The organism is uncultured Oscillibacter sp., from assembly GCF_910584465.1.
GTDB lineage: Bacteria > Bacillota > Clostridia > Oscillospirales > Oscillospiraceae > Oscillibacter.
In genome coordinates, this window is record NZ_CAJUBK010000066.1 from 1 (window position 1) to 11,446 (window position 11,446).

The window sequence follows — 11,446 nt, forward strand, 5'->3', positions numbered from 1 at the left end:
GGGCCTTGGCCTCGATCTGCCGGATGCGCTCCCGGGTGACGTTGAACTCCTTGCCGACCTCTTCCAGCGTCCGGGTCCGGCCGTCTTCGATGCCGAATCGGAGCTTCAGCACCTTCTCCTCCCGGGGGGTCAGGGTGGACAGCACGTCCATCAGCTGCTCTTTGAGCAGCGTGAAGGACGCGGCCTCCGAGGGCTCCGACGCCCCCTCGTCCGGGATGAAGTCCCCCAGGTGGGAGTCCTCCTCCTCGCCGATGGGCGTCTCCAGGGAGACGGGCTCCTGGGCGATCTTCATGATCTCCCGGACCTTGTCCACCGGCATGTTCATCTCGGCGGCGATCTCGTTGGGAGAGGGGTCGTGGCCCAGCTCCTGGAGGAGCTGGCGGCTGACCCGGATGACCTTGTTGATGGTCTCCACCATGTGGACGGGGATGCGGATGGTCCGGGCCTGGTCGGCGATGGCCCGGGTGATGGCCTGCCGGATCCACCAGGTGGCGTAGGTGGAGAACTTATAGCCCTTGGTGTAGTCGAACTTCTCCACGGCCTTGATGAGGCCCAGGTTGCCCTCCTGGATCAGGTCCAGGAACAGCATCCCGCGGCCCACATAGCGCTTGGCGATGGAGACCACCAGGCGGAGGTTGGCCTCCGCCAGCTTCTGCTTGGCGGTCTCGCCGGCCCGGTACTGCTTTTTCAGCACGGCGGCCTCCGCGGCGTCGATCTCCTCGCCGGCCTCCCGGCGCTGGCGGAGCTCCGCCAGCTTCTGCTCCGCCTCGTTCCCGGCGGACATGGCCTGGGCGAGGCTGACCTCCTCCTCCGGGGTCAGCAGGGCCACCTTGCCGATCTCCTTGAGGTACATACGGACCGGGTCGTCGATGGAGAAGCTGTTGACCAGGGTGTTGGGATCCACCAGCTCCTCTTCCTCCATGCCGGCGATCTCCTCGGCGGCGGGGCCCTCGTCCGGCAGCTCCGGCAGCAGGTCCTCCTCGGCGCTGATGTCGATGTTCAGCGCCTCCAGGGAGTCGTAGAGCTGGTCCATCTGCTCGCTCTCCAGGTTCAGATCGTCCACGGCCTCCATCAGCTCGGCGGATTCCAGCTTGCCCTTCTTCTTGCTCTTGGCCAGCAGTTCCCGGAGCTTCTCGTTGCTGATGAGCCAGGAGGCGGCGGGGAGGGCGGCGACCTGCTTGTCGTCCAGGCGGACGATCCCGGCCTTCTTGGCCTCCTCGTCGGTCATGATATGGGGAGCGGCCTCCGCCTGGGGGGGCCCCGCCGCCGTGTCGGCGGCGGCTAAGATGGCATCGGCCTGACGCTCCAGCTCCTGGGGATCCTGTTTATTAGACATTCCGTTTTTCTCCCTTTTTATCTTTGTATTTTTCTGCCGCCGTCAACAGGGGATCGGATCCCCCGCCGGATCGCTTCACAGCCTCCGACTGTATGACGCTTATGTAATCCGACAGCGCCTGCCGCCGGTTCCGGACGGATTCCGGCAGCTGGCAGATGGCGGTGACATGGGCCATCTCCTCCGGGCTCAGTTCCCCGGAGAGGAGGGACAGCGTGAGGCTCCGTCCCGCTTCCTTCGCCTGCCACAGCAGGCCGAAGACCCGGCCCAGCAGGGGGGAGGAGAAGTCCTCCGCGTCCAAAGGCGGCTGGGGCGGGAAGAGGCCGTCGTCCAGCAGCAGCAGCCGGAGCACGCCTTCCTCCGCCCGGGCGGAACGCATGTTGCCGTAGCGCAGGGCCCGTTCCTTCGGCTGGAGCCGCGCCGCTGGGGCCAGATCCCGCTGCAGCTCCGCCCGGTCCTCCCGGGCGATCTTCCGCTTCCTGGCCTTCCGCACGTCCAGCTTCATGGCGTCGGGCGTGATGCGGGCGGCCTCGGCGGCCCGGGCGGCGTAGACCTCCCGCTCCACCTCGCTGGGGAGCTCCGCCAGCAGCCGGCTGATCTCCTCGCTGTAGGCGACCCTGGCCTCGTCGTTGTCCAGGTCGTATTTCCCGGCGATCTGGGCCATGCGGAACTCCACGCCGTTCTCGCTGCCGCTGAGCAGCCGCTCGAAGGCTTCCGGGCCCTGGTTTTTGATGAAGTCGTCGGCGTCCTGCTTCACCAGCCCGCCGTCCTCGGTCCGCCGCCGGGGGAGCTGGAGGACCTTCACCGAGAGCCCGGAGCCGCTGAGCAGCTGCAGCGCCCGCTCCGTGGCGATCTTCCCGGCGTTGTCGTTGTCGTAGCACAGGACCAGCTCCTTGGTGAACCGGGAGAGGAGCCGGACCTGCTCCTGGGTCAGGGCGGTGCCCATGGAGGCCACCGCGTTGTCGAAGCCCGCCTGGTGGAGGGTGACGATGTCCAGGTTGCCCTCGCAGAGGATGATGTTGGGCCGCTTGGACTTCTTCGCCAGGTTCAGGCCGTAGAGACAGCGGCGCTTGCTGTACACCGGCGTCTCGGAGGAGTTCATATACTTGGGCTCGGACTTGTCCAGCACCCGGCTGCCGAAGGCCACCACGTCGCCCCGGGTGTCGATGACCGGGAGCATGAGGCGGCCGCGGAACTTGTCATAGAACCCGCCCTTTTTGTTGTCCACGATCAGCCCCGCCGCCAGCAGCTCCGCCTTCGAATAGCCCTTGGCGGTCATGGCGTCCAGCAGCACGTCCCAGGCGTCCAGGGAGGCGCCCATGCCGAAGCGGACGGCGGTGGCCTTCCGGATCTGGCGGCGCTCCAGGTAGTCCCGGACCGCCCGGCCCTCGGGCTGCTGGAGGAGGCGGTAGTAGAACCGGGCGGCTTCCCGGTTCAGGTCCAGGAGGCGCTGCCGCCGGGCCGCGGCCTCCCGGTCGCCCTCCTCCTCCGGCACCGTGAGCCCGGCCCGCTTGGCCAGGAACCGCACCGCGTCCGGGAAGGGGAGGCCCTCCTCCTCCATGATGAAATTGATGACGCCGCCGCCCCTCTTGCAGCCGAAGCAGTAGTAGATCTGCTTATCCGGCGAGACGGAGAAGGAGCCGGTCTTCTCGCTGTGGAAGGGGCAGAGGCCGAAGAGGTTGGAGCCCCGGCGGGTCAGCTGGACATAGCTGCCGACCACGTCCACGATGTCGCTCCTGGCGGTCAGCTCGTCCAGGAAGCTCTGGGGGAAGGCCACGGCTCGTCCCCTCCTTTCGGTCAGTTTAGCCAAAATATGCTCTGGTCATACCGAAAAGGTGAGGATCCCAGCCGAGTTGATATTTTTGGCATCATAATCTATATACGCCGCCGCCCCGGGATTCCCTCTTTTTTCTGTATATTTTTTGAAAAGTTTCCCCGGAGGGGCTTTACAGGCCGGGGGGAAATGCTTAAAATAAAGGGGAAACGGAAGGAAGGAGGGCCCGCCATGCCCATCGAACTGTGGACGGCCCGGATGGAGCGGCCCCTGACGGGCCCCGAGCGGGAGGCGATCTTGCCGCTGCTGCCCCCGGCCCGGCGGGAGCGGCTGCTGAGGACGCTGGACGTGGGGAAGCAGCGGGAGCCCCTGTGCGCATATTTGATCTTATGCCTGGCCCTGCGGCAGAAGTACGGCTGGAAGGGCCTCCCGGAGGTGGCCCTGAGCCAGCTGGGCAAGCCCTATTTCCCCGAATGCCCCGACGTCCACTTCAACATCAGCCATTCCAGCGGGGCGGTGCTGGTGGGCGTCTCGGACCAGGAGCTGGGAGTGGACATCGAGCGCATCCGCCCGGTGGGGCAGCGGATGATGGTCCGCCTGGCCCATGTGACCACGGAGGAGGCGTTCTTCCGCAGCTGGGTCCGCCGGGAGGCCAGGGCCAAGCGGAGCGGCGCCGGGATCGGCACCATCATGCGCTCCGAGTCCCCCCTGCAGCCGGGGGAGTCTTATTACGAGCTGGACACCTTCCCCGGATACGCCGCGGGGATGGCCACCCGCAGCCGGGAGCTGCCGGGGAAGCTCCATCGCTATTCGCTGGACGACATGCTGTGAGCGGCGGGGGACAGACGGGCAGGGAAGGGATCCCTGTCCTCTTTTTTTGCTGTCCGGCGCGACCGGGCGCCGCCTGTTCCCGACTATATGGATAGGAGCGCTTTTTGGGAGAGGGGGAGGATCGTCTTGGAGGACCGGGACATCATCGCGCTGTATTGGGAACGTTCGGAGGAGGCCATCCGGCGGACGGCGGAGAAGTACGGCGCTTACTGCGCCGGCATCATCCGCCGGGTGCTGGGGGACAGCCGGGACGCGGAGGAGTGCCTCAGCGACACCTGGCTGGGGGCCTGGAACGCCATGCCGCCCCAGCGGCCCCGCCGCCTGCCGCCCTTCCTGGGCCGCATCGCCCGGAACCGGGCGCTGGACCGCTATGACTATGACCGCGCCCAGTGCCGGGACAGCGGCTTCGAGGCGGTGCTGGAGGAGCTGTCGGACTGCGTGGGCGGCACGCCCCTGGAGGAGGGCTTCGACCTCCTCCGCCTGGGGGAGGCCATCTCCGGCTATCTGGATACGGTGTCCCCGGCGGCCCGGCTGGTGTTCCTGCGGCGGTACTGGTACTGCGACAGCGTGGCGGAGATCGCCGCCGGGACGGGGTACAGTCCGTCCAAGGTGAAGTCCCAGCTCCACCGGACCCGGAAGGGGCTTAAGGAGCATCTCAGGAAGGAGGGCTATGACCTATGACGGGAGGAGAGCTGTTCCGCGCCGTCGGCGAGGTCCGGGAGGACCAGATCGAGGCGGCGGGGACCGTGAAAAAGCAGATCTGCCCATGGAGGCGCTTCGGCGCGCTGGCGGCGTGCCTGGCGCTGATCGTGATGGCGGCCGCGGCGGCGGAGCTGAGGGAGGCAGGGGCGTGGGAGGCCATCGTGAGGCGCTTCGATCCCGCCGCTGAAGCGGGAGGAGGGCCTGCCCTCGGGGGAGCGGCCGTACAGCCGTCCGGCCCCGGAGGGGCGGATCTCGGCGGCGGGGCCCCTGCCGGGGGCCTGGACGGTACGGACTACTGGACGGACGGCCCGGCCCGGCCCGCCCATTCCGGGTGGTCCACCGGCGTGGAGATCGGGGAGCTGTCCGGCCCGGGGGACGGGGATACGACGATCGGGATGTCGGCCTGCCTGGCCTGGCTGTCCCCGGAGGAGATCTTCGCCCAGGACACGGCGGTCTTCCGGGGGACCATCCGGGAGCTGCAGTACTTCGTCACGGGACCGGGGCATGGAGGCATGGAGACCTATTACACCCGGGCCATCGTGGAAGTGACCGATCCCATCCGGGGGGATCTGACGGCGGGGGAGACGTACAACCTCCTTTGGCTGGGGGCCAAGGGCTATATGACCACCTCCATCTCCGGCCCCCTGGAGGACCTGGAAGAGGGGAGCGAGGCCGTCTTCATGCCCATCCCGACGGACCGGGACACGGGCTGGAGGGAAGGGGACCGCTATCTCTGCTACGCGGACCTGGCGGACTTCTACCTGGGAGAGGGGCAGCGCTATGTCTTCGCGGACACGGCGGAGGGCCCGGCCTTCGACCGGAGCACTTACGAGGGCCTTGCCGGGGCGGAGACCCTGGACGACGTGACGGCCTATATCCGGGAGCAGATCGGAGCGGAGGACCCCCAGGGGCGGGCCGTCATCGGAGGAGGGATCGAGCCGGAGCCAGGCGGGCATGTCTTTGTGGAGGGAGCGGAGCGGACCCGGCCTGCAGAGCGCGCCGTCCCCCAGGAGGAGCCGTCGGAGACGGCGGAGGCGGACGGCAGTCCGGCCTCCGGCCCCGCCGGCGCCCCGGGACAGCTCCCCGGCGGCGCCTATGTGAGCGGATGAGGGAAACGCGGGCCCAGCCCGCGAAAAGAGCCCCCGGCAGAGTCCCGCCGCCCGCAGGCGGCGAAAGGGATCGCGATAAGTCTTTTATGGCGACATGCGCGTCACAAAAAGCACCCCCTCGCTCCTCGGAGCATGCGAAGCCCCCACCCGCCAGGCGGGTGGGGGCTGAGTGCGCGCAGGGGAACGCGGTCCCTCCCCCTCGTCCAAGATCCGCAGATCCCGGACGCAAGAGCATCAGCCCGGAGGCCAGGTCATGTCCCGGCCGGAGAGGACATGGAAATGCAGGTGGGGCACGCTCTGGCCCGCCTGCTCGCCGATGTTGGAGACCACGCGGTAGCTCTCCATCCCGGCCTCGTTCGCCAGCTTGGCGATGACCTCGAAGATGTGGGCGACGATGCCGCTGTTGTCCGCGCCGATCTCGGCCACGGAGCGGATGTGGGCCTTGGGGATCGCCAGGAAATGCGTGGGGGCCTGGGGGGCGATGTCGTTGAAGACGAAGCAAACGTCGTCCTCATAGACCTTGCCGCTGGGGATCTCCCCCGCGGCGATCTTGCAGAATAAGCAGTCGGACATGGATGTACCTCCTCGTATCGAGATCTGGATCGGTCAGGTGAACTGGTTTTTACCGGCGTCGTAGCGTCGGCCCAGCGCGGCCAGCGCCTCCTCCAGCGCCGTCTGGTCCGCGTCCAGGGAGGCGCACAGCTCCGCCAGGCTGGGATACTCGTCCCGGAGCTTCGTGTTGACGAAGCTCAGCAGGATGGCGGGGTCGGTCGGGAGCATGGACCCGTCCCTCACTGCTCCGGCACCACGGCGAAGAAGCACAGGTCCTCCCCGCCCTCCGGGGCGTCGTTCATCAGGCTGTGGGCATGGCCCTTGGGGCAGTAGTGGCAGGAACCCGCCTCCAGCGGCTCGCAGCCGCCGTCGTAAAGGACCTTGCCCCTGCCGGAGAGGATATAGATGATCTCGCTGCTGGCATCATGGGAATGCATCCCGATGGTGGCGCCGGGGACCAGCGTCCCCCGCATGATCTTGCAAAGCGGGTCCGTGTACATCTTGACGGAGACCTCCTTCTCGCCGCCCCGCATATGGGGGATGACGGTGGTCTCCATCTTGCCGAATTCGATCAGCATGGCGGTGTCCCTCCTCTCAGTCCAGTTTCCCGGCGACGAAGTCGTCCACCATCGCCAGGGCGTCGTCCAGCTTCAAAACGTCCGTGCCGCCGCCCATGGCGCTGTCCGGCTTGCCGCCGCCCTTGCCGCCGCAGACGGGGGCGATGGCCTTGATGATGTCTCCGGCCTTCACGCCCTTGGCCACGGCGTCCTTGCCGCAGACCGCCAGGAAGGTGATCTTCCCGTCGTTGACGGAGGACAGCACGCCCACCACGCCGGGCTCCTTGTCCCGGAGGAAGTCGCCCATCTTCCGCATAGCGGCCGCGTCCAGGCCGTCCCGCTGGGCGGTGAGGACCTTGAGGCCCTTCACGTCCTTGGCGCTCATCAGGAAGTTCCGGGCCTCGCCCAGGGACGCCTCCGCCTTGAACTTGTCCAGGGCCTGGCGCAGTTCCTTCATCTCCGCCGTCTGCTGCTCGATGCGGCCCTCCAGCTCGCCGGGGGTGGTCTTCAGCAGCTGGGCGGCATGGAAGAGCATCTGCTGGTTCCGGTTCACGGTCTCCAGGGTCAGCTTGCCCACGGTGGCCTCGATCCGCCGCACGCCGGAGGCCACGGACCCTTCGGACTTGATGCGGAAGGGCCCGGCCTTGGCGGTGTTGTCCAGGTGGGTGCCGCCGCAGAACTCCATGGAGAATCCCCCCATCTCCACGACCCGGACCACGTCGCCGTACTTCTCGCCGAACATGGCCACCGCGCCCTTGCGCTTGGCCTCCTCGATGGGGAGGACCTCGGTCACCACCGGCAGGCCCTCCAGGATGGCGTCGTTGACCAGGCGGTCGATCTGGCTGAGCTGGTCGGGGGTGATGGCCTCGAAATGGGTGAAGTCGAAGCGGATGCGGTCCGGCTCCACCAGGGAGCCCGCCTGGTGCACGTGGTCCCCCAGGACCTTTTTCAGGGCGGCGTCCAGCAGGTGGGTGGCGCTGTGGGCCCGGCGGATGGCCTTGCGGCGCTCCGGGTCGATCTCGGCGCGGACGGTGTCGCCCACCTTCAGCGCGCCCTCCGTCATCCGGCCGGAGTGGAGGGACTTGCCGCCCTTGTTGTTCTGCACGTCGGTGACCTCGAAGACGGCCCTGCCGGCGCGGATCGTGCCATGGTCCGCCACCTGGCCGCCCATCTCGGCGTAGAAGGGGGTCCTGTCCAGGACGACGGCGGCCTCCACGCCGGAGACGATCTCGTCCACCAGCGCGCCCTCGGCCACGATGGCTACTACCTTAGCGTCCGGGACGCAGTCGTCCTCATAGCCCGCGAACTCCGTGGCGGGCACCTCGCTGCCGAACTCGATGCCGGCCCAGCCCAGGTCGCCCAGGGCCTCCCGGGCCTTCCGGGCGCGGACGCGCTGCTCCTCCATGAGCCGGTCGAAGCCCTCCCGGTCCACGCGCATGCCCTCTTCCTCCGCCATCTCGGCGGTCAGGTCGATGGGGAAGCCGAAGGTGTCGTAGAGCTTGAAGGCGTCCGCGCCGGAGAAGACGGTCTCGCCCCGCTGCTTGTGGGCGGAGAGGAGGTCGTTGTAGATCCGCAGGCCGCCGTCGATGGTCTTGGCGAAGTTCTCCTCCTCGGTGCGGACGATCTTGGTGATATAGTCCTGCTTCTCCCGGAGGTCGGGGTAGGCGGACTCGTTCTCGTGGATCACCGTGTCCACCACCTCGTAGAGGAAGGGCTCCTCCACGCCCAGGAGCCGCCCGTGCCGTGCCGCCCGCCGGAGCAGGCGGCGCAGGACATAGCCCCGGCCCTCGTTGGAGGGGAGCACGCCGTCGCAGATCATCATGACGGAGGAGCGGATGTGGTCCGTGATGACCCGGAGGCTCACGTCGGCCTTGTGGCTCTCCCCATAGTGGGCATGGGTGATCTCGCTGACCTTGTTGGTGATGTTCATCACCGTGTCCACATCGAAGAGGGAGCCCACGTTCTGGCACACGCAGGCCAGCCGCTCCAGGCCCATGCCGGTGTCGATGTTCTTGTTCTTCATCTCCTCGTAGTGTCCCTCGCCGTCGTTGACGAACTGGGAGAAGACGTTGTTCCACACCTCGATATACCGGTCGCAGTCACAGCCCACGGTGCAGCCGGGCCTGCCACAGCCGTGCTCCTCGCCCCGGTCGTAGTAGACCTCGGAGCAGGGGCCGCAGGGGCCCGCGCCGTGCTCCCAGAAGTTGTCCTCCTTGCCGAAGCGGGAGATGCGCTCCGCGGGGATGCCGATGTCCTTGTTCCAGATCTCGAAGGCCTCGTCGTCGTCCAGGTAGATGGAGGGATAGAGCCGGTCCTCCTCCAGGCCCACCACCTTCGTCAAAAACTCCCAGCAGAAGGGGATGGCCTCCTTTTTGAAGTAGTCGCCGAAGGAGAAGTTGCCCAGCATCTCGAAGTAGGTGCCGTGGCGGTCGGTCTTGCCGATGTTCTCGATGTCGCCGGTGCGGATGCACTTCTGGCAGGTGCAGACCCGGTCTCGGGGAGGCTCCTCCTCCCGGGTGAACCAGGTCTTCATGGGCGCCATGCCGCTGTTGATGAGCAGGAGGCTGGCGTCGCCGGCGGGGGGGATGAGGGAGAAGCTGGGCAGGCGGAGATGGCCCTTGCTCTCGAAGTAGCTGAGGAACATCTCCCGCAGCTCGTTCAGGCCATGGTAGGGATGTGACATGTGTTCCTTCCTCCAGTGTCGATGATGATGCGGCGAAAAGAAAATGCCCCGCCCCGGCATAGGGGCGAAGGCCTGCTTCGCGGTACCACCCTAATTTATCCCCGCCGCAGAGCGGGGACGTCTCGAGCCATCCGGTAACGGGGATGAGCCGTCCCGCTCCTCGCGGGCCGCTCCAAAGTGGCGGCCTTGCGGCGTGGGCGAGGGGCTCGCACTCTCCCCCTCTCGCTGGAGGACCGTTTCGCAGGGCTGGCTTTTTCACGGCGTTTCGCTGTTCGTACTTTCGTTATTATATCGTATCTTCGCCGTTTGTCAATGGGGGATCGGCGGAAAATCGAAAGAGGCCGCCGGATCGCTCATCCCCTCCGCCGGGGGCCCACCGGCCTCCCGGTGAGGATGCAGACGCCGGTCTCATCGCACTTCCCGCAGCCCATGCAGTGAGAGGGGCCCCGGACGCCCTTGCCGATGGTGTACTGCAGCCACGCCGCGCCGCCGACGGCCGCGGCTATGAGGAGCCATCCTGTTATCGACATAGCGATACCCCCTTGTCTTCCGTCCTGCGGCCACCATATCATGGGAAGCGGCCCTCTGTCAGCGGCATCTGCAACAGCCGCAGGCCCAAAAGCGGCAGCAGCGCCTCCGGCGGACCGGGGAGGGTAGGCAGGGGGAACTCCTGGGGCTCGACGACGGACCCGTCCGGCCTGGGCAGGGCCCGCTGGACGCAGAGCACCGGCTCCGCCAGGCTGGAGAGCGTCAGGCTGTCCCGGGGGGAGAGGCCGTAGGAGATCACGGCCTCCGCCTGGACGCGGCCCAGGGCCGCCCCGCAGTCCCCGGGGGCCAGCAGGAGGCGGCACACGGCGCCGCCCGGCAGGCCCTCCAGCGCGGGACACCCCCTCCGGGTCAGCACCAGCAGGGGCCACAGGTGTTCCGACAGCTCTCCCGCCCGCCGGACCCGCCGGGTCCCGGGCGGCAGCAGGGGCCCCCACTCCATGGGGCAGTCATAGATCGCGGCGTCCATCCCATCCCCCCAAACGGTTTGGCCCGTGTCCGGGCCGGATGGGGGTTAGTATCTGCGTCCGGCCAGATCCCATGCAAAAGATCCTCGTTTTTTTCCGGCGGGTGTGGTATGATAGGGGGGACGATCGAACCGAGGTGAGGCGCTTTGCATTTCTGGGACCATCTGAAAACGGTACACCGCCACCGGGCGCTGGTGCGGGAGCACTGCTTCCGCCTGGGCCTCTATTGGCAGGGGCTGACCCACGACCTGTCCAAGTATTCCCCGGTGGAGTTCTGGGCGGGGGTCCGATACTTCCAGGGCGACCACAGCCCGAACGACCAGCAGCGCAAGGAGGACGGCTACAGCGCCGCGTGGCTCCACCACAAGGGCCGGAACCGGCACCACTTCGAGTACTGGACGGATTACCAGCGGGACGGCAGCGGCATCGGCGGCGTGGAGATGCCGGCGAAGTACGTGGCGGAGATGTTCTGCGACCGCCTGGCCGCCAGCAAGGTCTATAAGGGCAAGGATTTCGCCCCCGGCGACCCCTACAGCTTCTTCGAGAAAGGGAAGGGGCGGCGGCTGCTGCTCCACCCGGCCACGGCGGCGCTGCTGGAGGAGATCTTGATCACGCTCCGGGACCAGGGGGAGGACGCGGCCTTCGACTACGTCCGCCGGGAGGTCCTGGGGAAACGGTAGGAGAGGGGCGGCAGGCTTGGAAAAGCGCGGAGGCAGAGCCTCCGCGCCGGAGCGCCGGAAAAGCAGAGAGGGCTCTGTCGGCGGGAAGGAGGAGAGCCACGAGAGGGACCCAGGAGGGGTCCCTCTCGTCTCCCATGGATAAGACCTCGGGACTTTCAAAAAAGTCCCGAGGTCTTGCCCGGCCTGCCGGAAAGGCTTTCCGGCAGGCCGGG

The 11,446-nt window shown here is 67.4% G+C and carries 12 protein-coding genes; 4 read left to right on the forward strand and 8 right to left on the reverse strand.

Annotation, left to right across the window (positions count from 1 at the left end; all coding sequences use genetic code 11):
• Positions 1–1,336, reverse strand: a 1,336-nt coding sequence (rpoD, locus tag QZ332_RS11610) for an RNA polymerase sigma factor RpoD (protein ID WP_295765561.1), incomplete at its 3' end; no start/stop codon positions are given.
• Complete coding sequence (gene dnaG / locus QZ332_RS11615) at positions 1,329–3,110, reverse strand: DNA primase (RefSeq protein ID WP_295765564.1); 1,782 nt, start codon at positions 3,108–3,110, stop codon at positions 1,329–1,331. The genes dnaG and rpoD, both read right to left, overlap by 8 nt.
• Positions 3,111–3,338: 228 nt before the next feature.
• On the opposite strand from dnaG, the gene QZ332_RS11620 reads away from it, so the two are divergent.
• The 3 genes from QZ332_RS11620 (at position 3,339) to QZ332_RS11630 (ending at position 5,749) form a co-directional block, all read left to right on the forward strand.
• The gene (locus tag QZ332_RS11620; protein ID WP_295765566.1) at positions 3,339–3,938 is read left to right on the forward strand and encodes a 4'-phosphopantetheinyl transferase superfamily protein; all 600 of its coding nucleotides are present in this window, start codon (positions 3,339–3,341) and stop codon (positions 3,936–3,938) included.
• Positions 3,939–4,064: 126 nt separating this feature from the next.
• Complete coding sequence (locus QZ332_RS11625; RefSeq protein WP_295765568.1) at positions 4,065–4,619, forward strand: RNA polymerase sigma factor; 555 nt, start codon at positions 4,065–4,067, stop codon at positions 4,617–4,619.
• On the forward strand, positions 4,616–5,749 hold the full coding sequence (locus QZ332_RS11630) for a hypothetical protein (protein ID WP_295765570.1): 1,134 nt from the start codon (positions 4,616–4,618) through the stop codon (positions 5,747–5,749). The genes QZ332_RS11625 and QZ332_RS11630 overlap by 4 nt, the downstream gene beginning before the upstream one ends.
• Before the next feature lie 234 nt (positions 5,750–5,983).
• On the opposite strand, the gene QZ332_RS11635 is transcribed toward QZ332_RS11630, so the two are convergent.
• The 6 genes from QZ332_RS11635 to QZ332_RS11660 form a co-directional block, all read right to left on the reverse strand.
• Positions 5,984–6,322 (reverse strand): histidine triad nucleotide-binding protein, encoded by a 339-nt coding sequence (locus QZ332_RS11635; RefSeq protein WP_295765572.1) that lies wholly within the window; start codon positions 6,320–6,322, stop codon positions 5,984–5,986.
• 33 nt (positions 6,323–6,355) lie between these two features.
• Positions 6,356–6,529 (reverse strand): DUF4250 domain-containing protein, encoded by a 174-nt coding sequence (locus QZ332_RS11640; protein WP_295765574.1) that lies wholly within the window; start codon positions 6,527–6,529, stop codon positions 6,356–6,358.
• Between the two features lie 11 nt (positions 6,530–6,540).
• Positions 6,541–6,879 (reverse strand): cupin domain-containing protein, encoded by a 339-nt coding sequence (locus QZ332_RS11645; protein ID WP_295765576.1) that lies wholly within the window; start codon positions 6,877–6,879, stop codon positions 6,541–6,543.
• Positions 6,880–6,895: 16 nt separating this feature from the next.
• Positions 6,896–9,541 (reverse strand): alanine--tRNA ligase, encoded by a 2,646-nt coding sequence (alaS, locus tag QZ332_RS11650; RefSeq protein WP_295765578.1) that lies wholly within the window; start codon positions 9,539–9,541, stop codon positions 6,896–6,898.
• A gap of 353 nt (positions 9,542–9,894) precedes the next feature.
• Positions 9,895–10,071 carry a hypothetical protein gene (locus QZ332_RS11655; protein WP_295765580.1) on the reverse strand — a complete coding sequence of 59 codons (177 nt, stop codon included), beginning with the start codon at positions 10,069–10,071 and terminating at the stop codon, positions 9,895–9,897.
• 38 nt (positions 10,072–10,109) lie between these two features.
• Entirely contained in the window at positions 10,110–10,556 is a 447-nt protein-coding gene (locus QZ332_RS11660; protein WP_295765582.1) for a hypothetical protein, read from the reverse strand.
• A gap of 144 nt (positions 10,557–10,700) precedes the next feature.
• Here QZ332_RS11660 and QZ332_RS11665 point away from each other — a divergent pair, with 144 nt between their 5' ends.
• Positions 10,701–11,234, forward strand: coding sequence for a DUF5662 family protein (locus QZ332_RS11665; RefSeq protein WP_295765584.1), 534 nt, complete (start codon positions 10,701–10,703; stop codon positions 11,232–11,234).
• Positions 11,235–11,446 lie beyond the last annotated feature (212 nt).